The 19,316-nt window shown below is 40.4% G+C and carries 16 protein-coding genes and 2 pseudogenes; 13 read left to right on the top strand and 5 right to left on the bottom strand.

Annotated elements, in window-relative coordinates; genetic code table 11:
• Positions 1–4 precede the first annotated feature (4 nt).
• The 6 genes from hpsB (at position 5) to ACYRY3_RS18615 (ending at position 5,765) form a co-directional block, all read left to right on the top strand.
• On the top strand, positions 5–703 hold the full coding sequence (gene hpsB, locus ACYRY3_RS18640; protein ID WP_460203125.1) for a hormogonium polysaccharide secretion pseudopilin HpsB: 699 nt from the start codon (positions 5–7) through the stop codon (positions 701–703).
• 33 nt (positions 704–736) lie between these two features.
• Positions 737–1,711, top strand: coding sequence for a hormogonium polysaccharide secretion pseudopilin HpsC (hpsC, locus tag ACYRY3_RS18635; RefSeq protein WP_460203095.1), 975 nt, complete (start codon positions 737–739; stop codon positions 1,709–1,711).
• Between the two features lie 82 nt (positions 1,712–1,793).
• A complete protein-coding gene (locus ACYRY3_RS18630; protein WP_460203094.1) occupies positions 1,794–2,492 on the top strand; it encodes a pilus assembly FimT family protein in 699 nt (232 codons plus the stop codon).
• A 115-nt stretch (positions 2,493–2,607) separates the two neighbouring features.
• Positions 2,608–3,570, top strand: a complete 963-nt coding sequence (gene hpsE, locus ACYRY3_RS18625) for a hormogonium polysaccharide biosynthesis glycosyltransferase HpsE (protein WP_460203093.1) — start codon at positions 2,608–2,610, stop codon at positions 3,568–3,570.
• 225 nt (positions 3,571–3,795) lie between these two features.
• Positions 3,796–4,419, top strand: coding sequence for a pilus assembly FimT family protein (locus tag ACYRY3_RS18620; RefSeq protein ID WP_460203092.1), 624 nt, complete (start codon positions 3,796–3,798; stop codon positions 4,417–4,419).
• A gap of 452 nt (positions 4,420–4,871) precedes the next feature.
• Positions 4,872–5,765, top strand: a complete 894-nt coding sequence (locus ACYRY3_RS18615; RefSeq protein ID WP_460203091.1) for a DALR anticodon-binding domain-containing protein — start codon at positions 4,872–4,874, stop codon at positions 5,763–5,765.
• 230 nt (positions 5,766–5,995) lie between these two features.
• Here ACYRY3_RS18615 and ACYRY3_RS18610 read toward each other — a convergent pair whose 3' ends face one another.
• Entirely contained in the window at positions 5,996–6,853 is an 858-nt protein-coding gene (locus ACYRY3_RS18610; protein WP_460203090.1) for a Cof-type HAD-IIB family hydrolase, read from the bottom strand.
• Between the two features lie 171 nt (positions 6,854–7,024).
• Here ACYRY3_RS18610 and ACYRY3_RS18605 point away from each other — a divergent pair, with 171 nt between their 5' ends.
• The 3 genes from ACYRY3_RS18605 to polA all read left to right on the top strand — a co-directional run bounded on the left by ACYRY3_RS18605 (position 7,025) and on the right by polA (position 12,431).
• The gene (locus tag ACYRY3_RS18605) at positions 7,025–7,903 is read left to right on the top strand and encodes a DUF4114 domain-containing protein (RefSeq protein ID WP_460203089.1); all 879 of its coding nucleotides are present in this window, start codon (positions 7,025–7,027) and stop codon (positions 7,901–7,903) included.
• Positions 7,904–8,570: 667 nt separating this feature from the next.
• Positions 8,571–9,377, top strand: a complete 807-nt coding sequence (locus ACYRY3_RS18600) for a DUF4114 domain-containing protein (RefSeq protein WP_460203088.1) — start codon at positions 8,571–8,573, stop codon at positions 9,375–9,377.
• A gap of 105 nt (positions 9,378–9,482) precedes the next feature.
• Positions 9,483–12,431, top strand: coding sequence for a DNA polymerase I (gene polA, locus ACYRY3_RS18595; protein WP_460203087.1), 2,949 nt, complete (start codon positions 9,483–9,485; stop codon positions 12,429–12,431).
• A 60-nt stretch (positions 12,432–12,491) separates the two neighbouring features.
• On the opposite strand, the gene ACYRY3_RS18590 is transcribed toward polA, so the two are convergent.
• Complete coding sequence (locus ACYRY3_RS18590) at positions 12,492–13,085, bottom strand: methyltransferase domain-containing protein (protein ID WP_460203086.1); 594 nt, start codon at positions 13,083–13,085, stop codon at positions 12,492–12,494.
• 609 nt (positions 13,086–13,694) lie between these two features.
• Here ACYRY3_RS18590 and ACYRY3_RS18585 point away from each other — a divergent pair.
• Positions 13,695–13,946, top strand: coding sequence for a hypothetical protein (locus ACYRY3_RS18585; RefSeq protein WP_460203085.1), 252 nt, complete (start codon positions 13,695–13,697; stop codon positions 13,944–13,946).
• Positions 13,947–14,125: 179 nt separating this feature from the next.
• Here the strand turns inward: ACYRY3_RS18585 and ACYRY3_RS18580 are convergent, their stop codons facing one another.
• Complete coding sequence (locus ACYRY3_RS18580; protein ID WP_460203084.1) at positions 14,126–14,398, bottom strand: LapA family protein; 273 nt, start codon at positions 14,396–14,398, stop codon at positions 14,126–14,128.
• Between the two features lie 374 nt (positions 14,399–14,772).
• Between ACYRY3_RS18580 and ACYRY3_RS18575 the strand changes: the two genes are divergently transcribed.
• A complete protein-coding gene (locus tag ACYRY3_RS18575) occupies positions 14,773–15,600 on the top strand; it encodes a PD-(D/E)XK nuclease family protein (RefSeq protein WP_460203083.1) in 828 nt (275 codons plus the stop codon).
• Positions 15,601–15,715: 115 nt separating this feature from the next.
• On the opposite strand, the gene ACYRY3_RS18570 is transcribed toward ACYRY3_RS18575, so the two are convergent.
• Positions 15,716–16,057, bottom strand: a complete 342-nt coding sequence (locus ACYRY3_RS18570; protein ID WP_460203082.1) for a hypothetical protein — start codon at positions 16,055–16,057, stop codon at positions 15,716–15,718.
• A gap of 139 nt (positions 16,058–16,196) precedes the next feature.
• Positions 16,197–17,189: pseudogene (locus ACYRY3_RS18565) on the bottom strand (transglutaminase-like domain-containing protein); the annotation flags it as partial.
• Between ACYRY3_RS18565 and trpB the strand changes: the two are divergent.
• Positions 17,190–18,035 (top strand): annotated as a pseudogene (gene trpB, locus ACYRY3_RS18560) (tryptophan synthase subunit beta); the annotation flags it as partial.
• Between the two features lie 133 nt (positions 18,036–18,168).
• Entirely contained in the window at positions 18,169–19,266 is a 1,098-nt protein-coding gene (trpD, locus tag ACYRY3_RS18555) for an anthranilate phosphoribosyltransferase (RefSeq protein WP_460203081.1), read from the top strand.
• Positions 19,267–19,316: the final 50 nt, after the last annotated feature.

Genomic DNA, 19,316 nt, shown 5'->3' with positions numbered 1-19,316 from the left:
AGCTATGATTGACCAAAAACAACAGCCAATACCCTCATCTAGCGAATCAGGTTTTACTATTATCGAATCATTAGTAGCAATCATTGTTGTTAGTATCTTGTTAGCAGCAATCTCACCTGTGATTGTTCTGTCTGTGGCAACAAGGGTACAGGCAAAGCGCGTTGAATTAGCAACTGAAGCTGCAAAGATCTACGTTGAGGGTCTCAGGACAAAAACAATTCCTGCGCCTCCCATCGCAGTTAGAGATGCAACGGCAACAGCCGATCCATCGTCACCAGATCCCCCTTCAGGTACCTTGAGTTGTTCTACCACTGGAGTCTGTAGCATTTCCCCTACAACCACATCATCTCAACTCTTTTGCGTAGATGGAGATACAGGAGGGTGTACAAATTCCAGAGACATGGTTATCCAAGCCTTTGGGTATAACTCCAGTTCCACAGATTTCCAAAAAGGGTACAAATTGGGGTTACGAGTCTACAGGGCGGATGCTTTTAAAAGTGGCATCACATTGAAAGCATCGAAAGACTCTAATGTCAAACTACAACAAACTTTTACTGGAGGAACTGGTTTGCGATCGCTCCAAGCTCCTTTAGTGGAAATAACAACAGAAATATCACATGGCACGACGACCTTTAGCGATTTCTGCGATCGCCTAAAACTTCCAGCTAATGGTAGTAATATTAACGCTCAATCTCAGTGCTAAAAATCCGCAGCTTTAAGGGGAAAAGGTAGCATCATGAATCCACTAAAATGGCTTTTCATTAACCAGCTAAAACATTCTAGGTTGAAACAAAAATTTGGTGGTTTTACCTTACTTGAGTTGTTGGTGGGTATGATTCTAGCCTTCCTAATCATCACACCTTTGATGGGATTAATGATCAACATCATGGCATCCGATCGCCAAGAGCAAGCAAAGACAAATACCGAGCAAGAAATTAAGGGCGCACTTGATTATATTGCAAGAGATTTGCAGCAAGCTGTTTATATCTACGATGATGATGGTATTGCTGCCATTAGACAGCAATTACCCAAGTACGACGAGAAAGACAATTACTTTCCTGTTCTCGTATTTTGGAAGCGCCATTTTATTCCTGGAGGATTAACTGTCACTGGTGGGTCTGATGATACCTTTGTTTATGCCCTAGTTGCTTATTACATGATTAAAGATAATAACTCTGCATGGTCTGGGGCTGCTCGAATTGGTAGATTTCAAATTAGTGGTGGTTATGGAGCCTCGCAGACAGATAGAGACAACACGCGAGACAGTGGTTTTCAATTGTTTGAGTTGAAAGATTCTGGCGACCTGAAGACTAAGATGAATCGATGGACTAAGAAAAGCGGAGAAACTTACGACCAGCAAATTTTACCTCTCGTTGATTACATCGATCAGACACCGATAGATAGTAGTACGAATCAACGACCCACCTGCCCTGACACTAGTGATCCTGACACTAGTTATAAGTTAGTACCGAAATACACTGGAACTGGAGATGCTGTTGCCACTGGTAATGTAAACACACGCGGTTTTTATGTCTGTGTCCTAGCAAACAATGCAAACAACGTTGCAGCAGAAGTTTATTTACGTGGTAACGCTCTTGCACGTCTTCAGAACAATAACCTCAATTTCAGCCAAAACCGAGAAAGCCAAAGATCTTATTTTCCCCAAGCAAGTATTAGTGTGAAAGGACGCGGATTCTTATTTACTGAATAAGCAAGTGTAAGCCAGCCAACGTTAGTTAGGACAATGATTGAAATTTTTCATATGTAGAGTTATTTAAGGGAAGCGTGCTATCATGTATATCCTAATTTTATCCAAAATATTACAGCAAATCCCTACAAGGGTACTGGCTGGAAAACCACACCGCTCTTCTTACCTTTCTCAACACAGTTCTGGCTTTACCATGATCGAAGTCTTAGCTGTAGTCCTCATAATTGGAATTTTATCAGCGATCGCTGCTCCTGCGTGGCTTGGCTTTGTCAACAGACAACGGGTAAATAAAGCTAATGATGTGATTTTGGCAGCAATTCAAGAGGCTCAGCAAGAAGCTAAAAAGCGAAAACTTAGTTACAGTGTTAGCTTTAGGATTAACAATAATATCTCACAAATTTCTGTTCATCAAGGCTCAACACCAAATGTCTGGCGCAATCTGGGCGAAGACTTGGGAATCAAACCAGGAGAGATAATACTAGGTACAAATCTCACTGATAAAAATACTACAACTGCCACTACTGCTGTATCCTATCCTCTCGCTTCCAATGTCACACAAACAATTACTTTTGATTACATGGGTGCTTTAGATTTGTTAGTTAAGACAAAGACTAACGGCTTAACAGCAGTACAGAACACAAATCTTGGTAATAGAGGATTAATTGTAGGAGTAGCTGGGACTAGACCTGGCTCTTCTAATCAAGCTACTAATGTCAGACGATGCGTAATTGTGAAAACTCTTTTAGGCTCAGTAAAAACTGGAAGAGATAATGAGTGTAACTGAAAGTTGGCATAGAATTACTTCATTGAATAAATTCAGTAACGCTACTGAACACTAAACATACACCTAAAGTTCAAAATTGATTTACTAGGTGTGTTTTTTGCGTGGTGTAATGACAATGCACGTTGATTTTACTGTAGCTATACCGACTTACAACGGGGAAAGCCGTTTACCCGAATTGCTAGACAGATTGCACGCTCAAATTCAAACCGAGCATTTTTCTTGGGAAATTATTGTTGTAGACAATAACAGCACAGATAATACAGCTAAAATTGTTCAAACTTATCAAGGCTATTGGCAGCGTCCTTACCCCTTAAAGTATTGCTTTGAAAAGCAACAGGGGGCAGCATATGCCCGTAAGCGAGCAGTTGAAGAAGCAAAAGGTCACTTAATTGGTTTTCTAGATGATGACAATTACCCAACATCAAACTGGGTTGCAAAGGCTTATCATTTTGGTCATCAATATCCACAAGCAGGGGCTTATGGTAGTCAAATTCACCCTAAGTGGGAAGTAGAGCCTCCAGAGCATTTCCAACGTATTGCTCCATTTTTGGCAATTACTGAGCGAGGAAACTTGCCATTGCTGTACGATCCGAAAAAAAGACTATTACCACCCTCCGCAGGACTAGTTGTCCGCCGAGAAGCTTGGTTAAAAAGTGTACCACATCAATTGGTTCTTACTGGCAGAGTCACTGGCAATATGCTTACTGGTGAAGATACTGAAATGTTGTCTTATATTCAAAAAGCAGGGTGGGAAGTTTGGTACAACCCAGAAATGGAAATTTATCATCAAATACCTCAATTTCGTTTACGAAGAGAGTATTTAATTCCATTTTTTCGTGGTATTGGATTAAGTCGTTATGTTACACGTATGGTAAACATTAAACCTTGGATAAGACCGATTATGTTTTGTGCTTTTATGATAAATGATATGTTGAAAGCAGTGCTACATTTATTAAAATATGGCATCAAGGTAAAAACTGAGTTAATTCCAGCTTGTGAAATGCAACTATTGTTAGCTAGTTTAGCAAGCCCTTTCTACCTTTGGAAAAATGGGTATTTAAAAAAAATTAAGAACTAATATCCTTTAACTTAAGATTGTTTATAAGATTTAGTATATATAGAGGCTTTCCATAGTATGTCTCTAAAACTTATTCATCGTGTATTGTTTAATTCCGTCGAAAAAAACGCAAATGAGAAGTTTTGTCTGAAGCTATATCAAACAATGTACTGAGTATCCGGATATTAAAAAATATATCAGTAAAGACAAATAGATACTTCTGGTGATTTTTTAATATCCAAATTAATGCAGACAAAGCGTTTGAAAAATCGCTCTAACAGTGGCTTCACAGTGTTAGAAATTTTAGTTATTGCTTTAGTCATTGGCTTATTAGCTGCGATCGCAATTCCCAACTGGCTAGCCTTTGTTGATATTCAACGACTCAAAACAGCCCAAGGCGAAGCTTACCAAGCCATACGTCAAGCACAAAATTTGGCTACAAAAAACAAGTTAACTTGGCAAGTCACTTTTCGCGAAAAAAATGGTGTTGTGCAATGGGCTGTTCATCAAGCGCAAGCCCAGTCTTTCATTCCTGATACTATTCATGCCAACGATAAACTATGGCATAACCTAGATAATAACATTTGCATTGATCTGTTAAAAAATGATAAAGGAAAATACGAGACAACTTTCCCAAAAAACCCTTCAGAACAAGCTTGGCGAATAATGTTTAATTACCAGGGTTGTCCCATTTACCAAGTTGGAGATGAATGCACTCAAACATCACTGAGAACGCTAGGACAAATAACCTTCTCCAGCAAGAATGGCGGTAAAGCTAAGCGTTGCGTCTATATTTCCACAATATTGGGTGCAATGCGAACGGGCAAAGAGCACCCTCGGGCTAATGGTAACGGTAAATATTGTTATTGAAATTTTGGATGGGGACTGTTAGGAATTAGTGGATAGTGGTTAGTAGTTAGTGGTTAGTGGGAGGGATACTGTTAATTAAATTGGTTAACTCACATCTTGCACCTGTACGAGTAAACCGCAAATAAGCTTACTTACAGCACATAAATTTAAGACTAAAAGAAAGAAAGCGTTCGGCTGAAGACAAAGACGTACAAAAAATAAGGTGCAAGGAGTGTCTTTGTGTTGGCACTTCAAGCATTAATCCTAACAGTGCCAGCCATCCAAAAGGTAGAAGGTTGAGCTTCTCTCTTTTGTTATACTTCTTACTGTACAATGATGGTAGTAAAATTTACCCCTTGTTCATTAAATTTTGCACAATTCTAATTTTTCTTTTTTTACAAGAAACTTATGTCTTCGGGAAGATGACATGGAATTGAACTGTAGACAAGAGTATTTTATTAACCGAGGGCTGTGTGCATCAAAAGTTACTGGTTAGCAAAAGCACAGCTATTAAGCAGTTAGTCTATAGCAAATTAGCTATCGCTCTAAGTATTTATACTAATCATTACAAGATACCATGGACAACAGAACAAAATATTCCTCTATCACAAGGTAGAGATGAGCAAAGAATTTTTTATATCTCAGGTATAGCCCTACAACTGGCAAAATATCAGAAATATCCGCCTTTAGACATAGCTAACGAACTACTTTCTCATATATCAAAAAATTATGACAATCATTTAATAATTAAAATAGTCTCTCCTGGCTGGATTCATTTGGAAGTGGCTCACTCAGCCTTAGCTAGTTGGCTCCAGGGGCTTGCCAGTGGACAATGGATAGTAGGGGAGACGGGGGAGCCCTTGAGTAGGGGAACTCCTGAGCCGGAAAGAAAAGACATTCCAATCCTATTTACAGCTCAATACGTCCATGCAAGATGCTGCTCATTAGTACAGCTAGCAATACAAGAGGGGTTGATTAAACTTGGTGAACAGGAGGTATACAGTATCAGGAGTACAAAGCAGCTTTCGCCAAGCATTTTTATCCCCAATCCTATTCCTTGGCTTGATAGTGATGAAAAACTGCGCTTTTGTGAACTGACTTCGTATCGGCTCATTAATCAGTTGGTGAAAGTGGTAGATCGGTTAGCGTGTTCCTTGCGCCATGAGTCGGTGAACTGGGAAAAAGAAGCGTTGGCTTTAAGTCAAGCCTTTGAAACTTTTTGGTGCAAATGCCCTATGTTTGGTGAGGTAAAAACGACCTTGCCTGAGTTAGCACAAGCCAGACTCGGACTAGTTATGGCTACCCAGTCTGTATTGAAATTCCTGCTGGAAGAAAAACTAAGTATTTCTGCTCTCGAAGAATTGTGACGTAACACCACAGCAACAGGAACTTGTAAAGAAAATAAAAATTCTTCACTCGTTCTTGACACTGCAAAAAACCTAGTGTATATTTTTTGTTGTGTGAGGAGCGAACCAGCAAGAGCACCGAGACGAAACACGGCCAGTCGTCGGTGCTCTTTCTGATTTCTAGTAAAGGGTCAAAAGTCAGTTTTTTGTAGCAAAACAACTAACCACTAACTACTAACTACCAACACCCCTCATGAGAACAAAAATTTTTCAATCGCCACTGCTACTCCATCTTGTTCCACATCAGGAGCTACCCATTTGGCTCTAGCTTGAACAGCAAATGGCGCATTACCCATAGCAATACCAACGCCTGCGTACTCCAACATCTCTACATCGTTAAAATTATCACCGATAGTCATAACATTTGCTCTTTGCAGCCCTAACAGTTCTTCAGCTAAATAACGCACTCCAACGCCTTTGTTAACAAAAGGATTCGTTGCTTCAAAGAATGTAGCAACAGAGGTAGTAAGATACAGTTCAGCTGGCGTGTATTGGCGGCGCAAATTTCCTAGCAACTGCTCGATAACATTTTTGTCATCGCATAAAGCCAAAATTTTTGTAGGTTCATTGCGAACAACTTGGCGCAAGTCACCAACAGCGATCGGAGTTGTACCCGAACGTTGAGCATAAATCTCAGTTTCCTTAGTGATTTCCCGTACATAAAGTTGGTCATTAATGTAGAAATGTACCGATAACAGCCAACGCAATTCGGGTTGCTCAAAATAATCTAGAAGCTTAAGTGCAGTTTCTCCAGACACAGTCAAATGCCGATGAATGTGTTGGCTAATGGGGTCTTGAATCCAAGCTCCCTGATAAGCGATTAATGGCAATCTAGAGTTAATTTCTTGGTGAAAGCGCAAAGCTGAGCGAAACATACGACCAGTCGCGATCGCTACTTGCACACCCCGTGCTTGCGCTGCAAAAATTGCCTGCTTTACAGGTTCACTAATTGTGTTGGATTTTCCTGTAATTGTGCCATCAATATCTACGACAAGCAGTCGAATATCAGAAACAGGAGCCAATCCAACCTTAGGTGATGCTGAATTCATAAATAATACGGGAATAAAATCTCTCTATAAGAATGTTACGTCGAGATATAGGTCTAAAAGAAGATACTGAAATAGCAGTGATTAATTAACCTAGGTTACTAGAGTCAGAACCAGCGCTCCAACTTAAGTGAACAACTTTGTAACCTTGTTGCAAAAGATAAAAGGGTTTCCATGAAAAAAAACAGGTTAACAGAATTTTTTGTTACTCTTGCTACCTTAGGTGGAATTTTCTCTGCAATTGCTCCCGTCAGTGCAGCCTCACTTACAAATACCAATGACTGGAACAATTTGACAGCAAATCCAATCCAGCCAAGAGCAACAGATACATCAGGGTTTCAAACTCTGATTCCGGAATTTCAGGAATTTGTACAACCAGAAGGCATAGCAATTCCCGAAAATGAGGTCAGAAGACTAGACCCTTCCAAGCTACAGCTAAAATCTGACAGTAACGTTCGTGTTTGGTTTCTCAATGAAGGCGCTTTTTATCGCAATCAGTTAGCTTACGAAGCGGTTCAACCACCGAATTATCAAGCGGGGTATATTTTTCAAGATGCCTCTTGCATCAATGGAAATAACAACAACTGCGAAAAGCCTGATAGCAACGGGACGTTAAACGTTGGTGATTATGTTGATTTGGGTACAGTTGCTGGAGGCTCACAGTTAAACTTCTGGTTAAGAGCAAATGGTGCTAACCCCCAAGAGCCAGGTGGAACTAACCCAGCAACTAATGTCAAAAATATTTACGGTGAAGATGGTACTCAGAACCCAGATGGACTTGAGCATATTGCTGCTTATGAATACAACAATTACCTGTTGATTGGGTTTGAGGATTTGTACGGACCCGTGGGTTCGACAGCAGGAGGCAACGGTATTATCACCGCAGATCGCGACTTCAACGATGTGGTTTTTGTTGTTGATGTTGGTGAAAACAACCTAGATGGTAGAGCTTATGTACCAGAACCTACAAGTGCGATCGCTATTTTGGGAGTGGGAGCAGTTGGACTGATGAAACTACGCCGTCGCCAACAGCAAGAGAACACACCGCAGTAGATTTTTTTCACCATAACCTATAAATCATGTGAAACAGGGCGCATATACCTTAGAAACCCGGTTTTTTTAAAAAGCCGGGTTTTTGGCTGTTGAAAATAGTTAAGTAAATTCAACTAGGTAGCGCTGCCTAACTTACACTGATTCAGACCTAAGTGGGTACTGCCCACCAGCAGAAGTACATTTAGGTACGGTTACGCAGCAGCTACAGCAGTTTTATTTAATAGGTAAAATTATTAACCACCAAGACGAGCCAGTGCTCGACTAAGGTTCCCCGGCTTGTTCACGTAGCGTCTCCGTAAGGAGAAGCGCCTGACCTCGCCAAGAGCGTCAAGACAAGAGAGAAGAGGGAATTTTACAAATAATTTAGGATTGCTATACAAAAATCTAAATGTATTAATTTAACGCTTTTCCTTATCCAGCGAGATTTACGCTAACTTCATGCCGCTAGGGTCTGATTTCGGAAAAGAACATACATTTTACAAATTTATGTCCGTAAAAGCGCCAGTATAAAGAGTTTTAAAAGAAGTGCTTTTCAGTGTAGACACAGAAAAGCACTCAGATAATAATAAGTACAGAACAAAATGAACTAAGTAAAAACTAGTAGTCTAATAAGTTAAATTAACAAGTTCTTAACTAAAGAGCAAAAAGAGTGTGAAGGAGTTTTCTTATGAAAAAGCATCAGGTAAAAAAACTTATAGCTGCCGTCGCTACAATAGCTGGTGTTCTGTCTGCTGTTGCCCCCGCAAGTGCTAGTATCTTTACCTGGGGTGATTGGACAAAAACTCATGAAGTAGAAGATAAATTAACTGACAATTCAGCTTTTCCGTCTTTTATTGAAAAATTTCAAGAATTTGTGCAGCCAGAAACCATTTCAATTCCTGAGAATTCATTAAACAAATTAGATCCTACAAAACTCAGTCTGAAATACGACCATAATGTTCGGATTTGGTTTTTAAATGAAGGCGCTGGCTATAAAAATCAACTGGCTTATGAGGCAATCAAAGGCAATGATTATCAAAAAGGATTGCTTTTCAATAACATTTCCTGTGACATTTCTCAAAGTGCTAATTCAAAATGCCAGATAGGTGAGGAGTCCCCAGAAGGTGTACTAGATATCGGTGATTATGTTGATTTGGGTAAGATACCAGGTGGTACGCAACTTAACTTCTTTACAAAAGCAAATGGATTCAACGATCCAAATGGCTATGTTTATGGTGCAAATGCGGAAACTAACCCAGACGGACTGGAGCATTTGGTTGCTTATGAAGTGAATGATTACTTGTTATTAGGTTTCGAGGATTTGTATGGACCTGAAGGTCCTTCGGATCGCGATTTCAATGATGTGGTTTTTGTATTAGATTTTGGAAAGGATAATATAGCATCCGTACCCGAACCAGCAAGTGCGATCGCGTTGTTGGGTGTAGGAGCAGTGAGTTTGCTAAAATTGCGGCATCGTCAAAATCAAGCAGGATAATTAGACTAAATTAACCTCTAAGTAAGAGATGATTGGTAAAGCAACTGGTTAAAATATATATATGTCCAAAAAATATTATCAAACCAGTTGGCTTCTCAATCATTAATGAAAACACACCCTACATTCATTCTGGTAGATGGGCATTCCCTTGCCTTTCGTTCTTATTTTGCTTTTGCTAAAGGACGAGACGGCGGATTGCGGACAAAAATGGGAATACCTACCAGTGTGTGTTTCGGCTTTCTGAAATCTTTGTTAGAGGTCATGGCGACCCAGCAACCTCAAGCAATGGCAGTAGCCTTTGATTTGGGCTTGCCAACCTTCCGTCACGAAGCCGACGATACTTATAAAGCAGACCGCCCTGGGACACCAGAAGACTTTATTCCCGATTTAAAAAATTTGCACGAGTTACTGGAGGCACTCAATTTAAAAATTGTTACGGCTCCAGGCTATGAGGCAGATGATGTGTTAGGAACACTAGCACAACAAGCAGCGAAAACTGGATATAAAGTCAAAATTCTTACGGGCGATCGTGATTTATTTCAACTTATTGACCCTGAAAAAGAAATTAGCGTTTTGTATTTTAGTCCGGAATCTCTCAAGCGTTCTGCATCTGCTGGTATTACTGAATTTGGACCGGAACAAGTCAAGGAAAAATTGGGAATAGAACCATCCCAAGTTGTTGATTACAAAGCTCTTTGCGGCGATAAATCAGATAATATTCCTGGTGTTAGGGGCATAGGGGAAAAAACAGCAGTACAGTTGCTAAATACCTATGGTTCTTTGGAAAAGATTTACGCTGCCTTAGGAGAAATTAAAGGTGCAACTCAGAAAAAACTAGAAACTGGGAAAGAAGACGCAGAAAAATCCCGTTATTTAGCAGCAATTGTTCTGGATGTTCCCTTAGAAATTGATTTAGAGAATTGCAAACTCAAAGGGTTTGACACAGACGGTCTCATCCCAATTTTAGAAAAGCTAGAATTTAAAACTTTTTTAAGCAAAATTAACGAACTCCAGCAAAAATTTGGTGGGACAGTTGAAGAAACGCCAGAAGCAACTGAAGAATCAGAAGACACCACAGTTCCACTTCCCAACTATGAAAGTGATGATTTGTGGTTTTTCAGTGCTGAAGATACAGAAGCATTTCAACAAAATTCTACTGATACAGCGATTCAACCAAGAATCGTTGACACTCTAGAAAAACTCACCGAGTTAGTAAACCTGCTGCAAAAATTTACTGACCCCAAATATCCCGTTGCTTGGGATACAGAAACTAGTGATTTAGAACCACGAGATGCATTTTTAGTGGGAATTGGTTGTTGCTGGGGAACAGAACCAGATAGCGTTGCTTATATTCCCCTCGGACACAAAGCAGGGAACAATTTAAATCAAAGCATTGCTATGTCCGCACTGCGTCCAATTTTGGAAAGTACAAATTACCCAAAAACTTTGCAAAATGCGAAGTTCGATCGCTTAGTCTTAAGATGTCAAGGAATTAAACTTGCAGGAGTCGTCTTTGACCCCATGCTAGCAAGTTACATTCTGAATCCCGATGGCAATCACAATCTTAGTAGCTTAGCCCAGCGTTACTTGGGTCTTTCAGCGAAAAGCTATTCTGAGTTAGTTCCTAAAGGCAAAACCATAGCAGACTTAGACATTCCCTCTGTAGCAAATTATTGCGGTATGGATGTCTATAGTACATTTCAACTGGTACCCAAATTGCGTGAGGAACTAGAGAAAATTGATGCAGACAGTCCAGGTAATTTAGAGACGAGAAGTGGTGCCTCTCTACTTCTAAAAGTAGAACAACCTCTAGAACCAGTTTTAGCAGAGATGGAATACCAGGGTATTCGTATAGATACCGCTTATTTGCAGGAACTATCTCGTGTTTTAGAAACTGATTTAGCTAAGTTTGAACAGCAAGCTTACGATCTAGCTGGAAAAAAGTTTAATTTGGGTTCTCCAAAACAATTAAGCCAGATATTGTTTGAAAAATTGAAGCTAAGCACTAAGTATTCGCGCAAAATTCAAACAGGTTATTCGACTGATGCAGCAACACTGGAAAAATTGCGAGAAGTTGATACAACTGGCATTGTTGATGCCATTGTTGAGTATCGCACCCTATCTAAATTGAAGTCCACCTATGTAGATGCATTGCCAGAATTGGTACGTTCAGATACTCAAAGAATACATACAAGTTTTAACCAGACGGCAACATCTACAGGTCGCCTGTCATCCTCCAATCCGAACTTACAGAATATACCCATTCGTACAGCTTTTAGCCGCCAGATTCGTAAAGCTTTCATTCCTGAATCAGGTTGGTTAATGGTAGCTGCTGATTACTCACAAATTGAGTTACGAATTTTAGCTCATTTGAGCCAAGAACCTGTGTTAGTGAAAGCTTACCAAAATAACGAGGACATTCATAGTGTTACGGCAAGGCTTATTTTTGAAAAGGAAGATGTGACACCAGACGAAAGAAGATTAGCAAAAACTATCAACTTTGGTGTGATTTACGGAATGGGTTCTGTGAGATTTTCTCGTTCCACTGGTGTAGATAAAGCTGACGCTAATGAATTCATTAAACGATTTAACCAACGCTATCCTAAAGTGTTTGAATATCTAGAATCCGTGAAAAAACAAGCTGTTAGTAAAGGTTATGTAGAAACTATTTTTGGACGGCGAAGATATTTTGACTTTACAAGCAATACCTTGCGGAGTCTCAAAAATACCAATGCAGCGGACATTGACCTCACCAAATTTAAGAATTTGGGTGCTTATGATGCAGGTCTGTTACGTGCAGCAGCTAATGCACCAATTCAAGGTTCCAGCGCTGATATTATTAAAATTGCGATGGTAAAACTGCATGGCATTTTACAAAACTACCAAGCCCGTTTGCTCCTGCAAGTACATGATGAACTTGTGTTTGAAGTTCCACCAGAGGAATGGGAAGAAGTACAACCTCATATTAAATCTGTTATGGAAGGCGCTGTATCGCTAAGCGTACCGTTGGTAGTAGATGTGCGTGCAGGTGGGAATTGGATGGCAACTAAGTAGGATTGTTAGTGGTTAGTAGTTAGTGGTTAATCTTTACTACTTACTACTAACTACTATCTATTAACCCTTTACATAAAAGTTATATCTGTGTTTGTCTGATTCGTCAGCTAAATTGACATAGAGTGCAGTTGAAAGAGGCGGAAAATAATAAGATTGAAATCGATTCAAGCTTTCACAAGTTTCTAGAGGAAAAGGTTTTTTCTCTGGAACATCATCCCAACCTATGATTAAAACACCACCTTTACGCAAAGATTGATAGCAAGCTGCAAATGCTTTTTCCACCTCTTCTCTATCATTCAGTCCCCATCCGAAAACGCCATTACAAAAAATAACGTCTAAATCATTTTCCGAGAAATGATTAGCAATATCAGTCATGGAGCCAACAATGTGTTTTTCAGCCCCATATATCTTTTTCATTGGGTTGATATCAATTGTCCAATATTCTTTGTTCTTAAACCATTTTTCATAATGCTTGGTATAAGAACCGCATCCTACAAATAGGACTTTTCTAAACTCTTCTTTTTGAACAAAGTACGGGATTATCTTCTTTTCCAAAATATGGCGATCGTGAGTTTCTAGAGGCATTTCTCGCCCCAAAACCGTATAAGTGATTACTTTTAAGCCTCTGATAATCATTTGAGGATTAGTAAACATACTGCAATTTCCTGCTGAACTTTTTCAGTTTTTAGCTAGTTCTACTTATATTGATTACGTATTATTACACAGGAATAACATCAAGAACAAATTAAAGGAAGATTAACTTTAGCTTAAAAACAAGTGCATCTACAAAAATGTCAAAAGAAAATAAAAAGTAATCTTTTTTTCGTACAAGTCATGGTTAAGAAAGACTGCACAGCTTAAATCTAATAAATTTTTATATTGATGGATAACTATATTTCTAAAAAACTATCGATCGAGTGTCATCAATACTTCGATTAAATGTTGGGTTTCGTGACTCAACCCAACCTACGGGGATGATTTTCCTGATTTTTTCATCCTTGATACTTCATCCTTCATACTTTGTGATGTGTTGGGTTTCGTGACTCAACCCAACCTACGGGGTTTGATAAATTCTTATATTAATGATAACTAGATTTCTGAATGATTTTAAATTGTTAATAACTGCTCATGGCTATACATGAACCTGACCCAATTACTTTTGATGGTATTAACAGTTATCGTTATTGGTTTAACGAACCATTTCACTTTACTGGCATCACTGAATATTGATGAACAATTAAGCGATTTCCAGTTGCAATTTTCTTGCCAAACAATCGACCTGCAAATCGAACACCATTGGTTATAGGTTTGCAGGGAATGTCTGCCCCTTATGGCTGGAACGCCTACATTGTGCCGACACTAACGCAGATGGGTTACAATGTGTTGCCCGATTTGGCAACTTCCCCTTTGGGTCATCTCGTGGAAAGAGTGCAACCGGATTTAAAGCCTCTAGTGAAGGTTTTGCAAGTCGTAAAAAAAACTAAAAGATGGCGAGCGCTACAGTCGGGAGTGTAACCCAATGACCTATGTTGAGCAGGTTAAACCTGGTCGTCGTGTTCGATTTTTAGTAGGAAATTGCGATCTGCCGAAGGCAGTAAGCTAAGCTATCGCGTTGTTTGGGTTCAAGATGCGCGTGCTGGGGCTCAACGTTCTCCCGATGGTGCTTGTTATGTTGTTCCAGGGTTGGGACACGGTTACTGCTCATCTACAAAAAATTCGGCATCGTCTTCCGATTCAGAATTTCTTTGCCCCGAACCTGCAAGACCCCACAGGGGTTGTAACAGCGCCGTGCCAACCATCCCGATTGCAGCACAAAAAGCCAGTACTACACCCACTGGGATTTGAATTGACCGAAATGTAAAAAATCTTAATGATACTAGTTCGGCGTTTTGTACTGAGAGGATAGCTATCCCTATCACCCAAACAGCTACAACGATCGCTATCAGTAAATTAGCAAAAGTTTTCATAGAAATTTCACCCAAAAAGGTTGTTTTAAGTCATCGGCATATTTACATTTTGTAATACAGTGTTGTTTATTCCTGCCCAGCTACTTCTAACAGTTTCTTTATTTATCGTAATGACTTTTAACGCAGCACCCTCAATTGTTTCCATATTTCGGACGATACACGGGAGCAACAAGTCGTTTAAGTTGGGTTGGAAGATAAAAATTTAGCCACTAGGGTTACCATAGGATGACAGAGTATCCAATACATCTCCAATAATTTGCCACAATAGTATCAGTAATTTCTGGAATGACAGAATCGGCACGGTTGAAGGTAGATTTCATCCCTTGTTACCGTGTTAGATTTTGGCCTAGCTGTCTTTCACCCAAGCCGAAGCAATGTTAATCTCGGATCGGCCTTTTGCCAGTTATCATCTTTGGTCTTTAATTGCCCCAGCCGCAGGGCAACGGTACCATTGTCAAATGAGAAGAGGTTTTATCAAAGCACGACAGCACGAACCTCAAGTCAAAGCCCTCTTGGCAAAAGCTACTGCATCCCAGCGAATTGGGTTATTGGCGCAGAAAGGAGTGTATGAGTTTCATCACCACCTCCATCTGTTGAAGCAGTCAGATGGGGTACAAAAAGTTGCACAGCTTCTAAAATTAAGTCATTGTACCGAGGAAGTCAAGCAACGCGTATTGCAAATTCTGAAAAAATATCACAATACTCCTTTGCTTTTGGACAAACGTATTCTTTTATTAACTCGCGGAGATGAAGGCTTTCCCAAACCAATTTTTGTTGAACAGCAGCATTATTGCTTCCGATTGTATGCTGCAATGGATTGTGTGTTTGTTGAGTCTGATAGCACTTTACATATTTTAGACTTTAAAACTGGTAAATCCGCCTTCGATCGACGTCAGGCATTGGTTTATCTACTAGCTGCTCGTTATCTTTACCCCAAATACAAAGCAATAGCCTCATTTTATAATTTAGAACTTTGTAAAAACTCTGAAATAATCAGTGTTACAAAGAAGGAATTAGACTCTATTGAATGTGAGTTATCTGAAATAGCGAATAAACATCAAAAAGACCTGCAAAAATACCAGGAAAGACATAGTAAATTCAATGACATATTTCCCCCAAATCCTGGTTATCACTGCCGCTTTTGCCCATTTAATTCAATCTGTGAATTTTCAGCAGCAAAACCTGGTAACAATAATTTATAGTTGAACTAGAAAATAAGGACTAGAGATTAGGTCATTACTTCCTAATCTCCAATCTCCAATCGCAAAATCTTGTTCATCCATTATGGTCAATGCAGTTTGTGAAAGCCACTTATAACTAAAGAAATCGACCTTCATAAAGGAGTTTATGTCCTACAGATAATGCTGAGAAAGCAACAAAGAAATTCCATAAACTTGTTGTTCTAAATATAACTCCTCCGCTTAAGAAAGCCAGAACCATAGCTATTCCCAACAAAATCCATCCTAAATTATCAGTATGCTTGGAAAAGAAAATTAATGTAAAAATACCAGAAATCATTGCTAGCATTGAGCCAGTAGCAAGAATGATTTTATCAAAATAGCTATAATATCTACTAGCAAATATAATATTTTGACCGAGATAGTAAATGCAAACTAGTAGTAAAATCAATCCTGCAACTTTGATTGACAATTTCCTCATATATGTAATGGTTAAACAAGCTAATTTTGATATTATTTAGCTTCAACCCATATATGCCTGCGAAATTGTACTTATTTTTTCTTGAAGTTTTTATGATTGGTCGGTGGGGCGCAATGCATTGCGCCCTATAGGTTATTCGTCATTGGTTACTGGGAGGAGGTAATTCTCCAAGAATTTTAAAGCGAATGTGATTGATCGCTAACTCACCAATCGAAACATCTTCTTTGGTAAGTCTTGCACCTTTACTCGTCATAGTTTCAAAAGAAATGCCTTTGCCAATCTCAACATGATACCAGGCCAAACCCATAAAAAATCGTGTGGGATAAGGACCACCATAACCCATGTCATCGGGATTGGATTCCATAGGTAACCAGCCAAAACCGGGTACATAGAACTCCAGCCAAACATGGTTGTACTGAGGTTGTAGGGGAACTTGCTGGTATTCAGCGTAAGGGGGACATTTATACCGACCAACAGTACGACAGGGGATGCCATTTAATCGGCACAAGGCAAGAAGAACACCCACATATTCTCCACAGGAACCGATACCTCGTTCTAATACAATGTCTGGCGTATCTATGTGGGGTTTAATGCCATAGGACAACTCATCGTAGACATAGTTACGAATGCTGTACATTTTACGCAGCACGTTGGTTTCAGTTCCAACTGCTTCACGGGCGGCACGACGGACAATGTTAGTATCCATTGCCAAATCGTCATTGTCTACTAGGTAAAGGGCTTGGAGTTCACTAGAAGGTTCGGGAATATCTTCCACATCTTTTGGGGTGAGACGATACTTAATTCCTCGTACTTCTAAAACTGCCCTCCAACCAAACAAATGGCGTTCCCCAGGAGCGAGAGCATCAAATTTAAAGACTGCTACGCGTTGCCCGTTGATAACTTCTTCTGTAAAGGGTAAGCCAATGGGTTCAACGTATTTTACTTTTTGGCGTTCGGTTTCTGATGGTAGAGCAATGCGCCATTCTACCTCTGGTATGTACACCTCATCTAAGGGTGCAAGCTCCTCCACATAGGACATCTCTAGGAGATAGCCGTTAGAGAGGGCATAACGTTTTTCTCGATTGTAATAATAATGTAACGGATGAATAAAAGTGCGATCGCGGTATGATAAGGTCAGCATGGAGTGGCGACTGCAACCGTGTGCGCTCGTTTTGGTTTGCAGTGCGTGATTTACATGGGTATTCACGATATGCAACGTCAAGCCCTCAACGTTTTTCGGATGAAGTTGATGGGAGCAGAGGTGCGTCCGGTAGAGGCTGGCACTGGAACGCTTAAGGATGCAACTTCTGAAGCTATCCGGGACTGGGTGACAAATGTGGAAACAACCCACTACATTTTAGGTTCCGTTGCAGGTCCCCATCCTTATCCAATGTTAGTTCGTGATTTCCACGCTATTATTGGTCAGGAAACCCGCGCTCAGTGCCAGCAGAAATGGGGAGGTCTTCCCGATATCCTTTTAGCTTGTGTGGGTGGTGGTTCCAATGCAATTGGGCTCTTTACTGAGTTTGTTAATGAATCATCTGTACGTATCATAGGAGTTGAGGCAGCAGGTGAAGGTGTTAATACCCAGAAGCACGCAGCTACCTTAACATTAGGTCGTATTGGGGTTTTGCATGGTGCTATGAGCTATGTGTTACAAGATACTGAAGGTCAGGTTATTGAAGCACATTCGATTAGCGCAGGTTTGGATTATCCCGGTGTGGGACCCGAGCACAGCTATCTCAAGGATATTGGTCGCGCCGAGTACTACAGTGTTACAGACTCTGAGGCTTTAGCAGCATTCCAACGTCTATCTCAACTAGAAGGTATTATTCCTGCTTTGGAAACCTCTCACGCGATCGCTTATCTTGAAACATTGTGCCCGCAACTGAGTGGTAGCCCTCGGATAGTCATCAACTGTTCCGGTAGAGGAGACAAAGATGTGCAAACCGTTGCTAAAGTACTCAATCCGGCTTGATACTGATTTTAGATTTTGAATTTTGAATTTTAGGTTTTGGATTGAACACATTAATCCAAAATTATGAAAAACAAAGTTCTACATGGTGACTGCATCAATCCAAAATCACAAATCTAAAATCCACTCATAGATTATGGTAGTCTTAACACAAGATGTAAGTGATAACACCGTCACTCCCGAATCCCTCGATTTACCTGCTTTGCTCAAGCAATTACTCGATCGGCGATCGCTTTCAGTTGACCAAGCCTCAGAACTGATGAAAGGTTGGCTGACAGATACAATTCCTCCCGTGCTATCTGGGGCAATTTTGGCAGCAATTCAAGCCAAAGGAGTATCCACAGAAGAGTTGGTAGGTATGGCAGGTGTGCTGCAATCCCAATCCTCTTCTCCTGTATCGGAGATCCAACACCTAACGCCTGTCGTTGACACTTGCGGAACGGGTGGAGACGGAGCCTCTACCTTCAACATTTCCACTGCTGTGGCTTTTGTGGCTGCAGCAGCTGGGGTAAAAGTTGCAAAGCATGGCAATCGTTCGGCGTCCAGTAAAACTGGTTCTGCTGATGTGTTAGAAGCTTTAGGTATAAATCTTAGCGCCAATCCTGAGAAAGTCAAGTCCGCAGTTGATGAAGTCGGTGTAACTTTCTTGTTTGCTCCTGGATGGCATCCAGCACTAAAAGCAGTTGCTGCGATGCGAAAAACTTTGAAAGTGCGAACTGTTTTTAACCTGCTGGGTCCATTGGTCAATCCCATGCGACCAACGGGACAAATTATTGGTGTGTGTGACCCTCTGCTTGTAGAAACAATTGCTAAAGCTTTGTCCCAACTTGGAACCCGTCGTGCGATCGTGGTGTACGGACGGGAAAGGTTAGACGAAGCTGGACTGGCAGATTTAAATGACTTGGCTGTACTCAAAGATGGAACTGTTATCCCTGGTGTACTCAGTCCTGAAGAACTGGGTTTAACTCCTGCGCCTACTGAGGCATTACGGGGCGGAGAGGTTCAGGAAAACGCTGAAATCCTCAAAGCAGTATTGCAAGGAAAAGGGACACAAGCACAGCAAGATGTTGTTGCTTTAAACGCAGCGCTAGCACTTTATGTAGGTGAAGCAATTGATGATGGGGCATCTGATATTGCAGGCGCTTGCGTCAAAGGTATTGCCCTTGCCAAGGATATTCTGCAAAGCGGGGAGGCTTGGAAAAAGCTAGAACAGCTGGCTGAATATCTACGGTAATTGGTTAGTGGTTAGTAGTTATGAGTTAGCCGCAAAACAATTACTAACTA

It is taken from the genome of Scytonema sp. NUACC21 (assembly GCF_054684315.1).
The sequence above is the reverse complement of the archived record's forward strand: the minus strand, read 5'-3'. Positions and strand labels throughout refer to the sequence as shown.

What these genes read in the sequence shown, in the direction of transcription:
- ACYRY3_RS18575 (WP_460203083.1), top strand. Translation starts at nt 14,773, where the DNA reads ATGTTAATCTCGGATCGGCCTTTTGCCAGTTATCATCTTTGGTCTTTA.
- trpD (WP_460203081.1), top strand. Translation starts at nt 18,169, where the DNA reads ATGGTAGTCTTAACACAAGATGTAAGTGATAACACCGTCACTCCCGAA.
- ACYRY3_RS18620 (WP_460203092.1), top strand. Translation starts at nt 3,796, where the DNA reads ATGCAGACAAAGCGTTTGAAAAATCGCTCTAACAGTGGCTTCACAGTG.
- ACYRY3_RS18600 (WP_460203088.1), top strand. Translation starts at nt 8,571, where the DNA reads ATGAAAAAGCATCAGGTAAAAAAACTTATAGCTGCCGTCGCTACAATA.
- hpsB (WP_460203125.1), top strand. Translation starts at nt 5, where the DNA reads ATGATTGACCAAAAACAACAGCCAATACCCTCATCTAGCGAATCAGGT.
- ACYRY3_RS18610 (WP_460203090.1), bottom strand. Translation starts at nt 6,853, where the DNA reads ATGAATTCAGCATCACCTAAGGTTGGATTGGCTCCTGTTTCTGATATT.
- ACYRY3_RS18590 (WP_460203086.1), bottom strand. Translation starts at nt 13,085, where the DNA reads ATGTTTACTAATCCTCAAATGATTATCAGAGGCTTAAAAGTAATCACT.
- ACYRY3_RS18630 (WP_460203094.1), top strand. Translation starts at nt 1,794, where the DNA reads ATGTATATCCTAATTTTATCCAAAATATTACAGCAAATCCCTACAAGG.
- hpsC (WP_460203095.1), top strand. Translation starts at nt 737, where the DNA reads ATGAATCCACTAAAATGGCTTTTCATTAACCAGCTAAAACATTCTAGG.
- ACYRY3_RS18605 (WP_460203089.1), top strand. Translation starts at nt 7,025, where the DNA reads ATGAAAAAAAACAGGTTAACAGAATTTTTTGTTACTCTTGCTACCTTA.
- ACYRY3_RS18570 (WP_460203082.1), bottom strand. Translation starts at nt 16,057, where the DNA reads ATGAGGAAATTGTCAATCAAAGTTGCAGGATTGATTTTACTACTAGTT.
- polA (WP_460203087.1), top strand. Translation starts at nt 9,483, where the DNA reads ATGAAAACACACCCTACATTCATTCTGGTAGATGGGCATTCCCTTGCC.
- ACYRY3_RS18580 (WP_460203084.1), bottom strand. Translation starts at nt 14,398, where the DNA reads ATGAAAACTTTTGCTAATTTACTGATAGCGATCGTTGTAGCTGTTTGG.
- hpsE (WP_460203093.1), top strand. Translation starts at nt 2,608, where the DNA reads ATGCACGTTGATTTTACTGTAGCTATACCGACTTACAACGGGGAAAGC.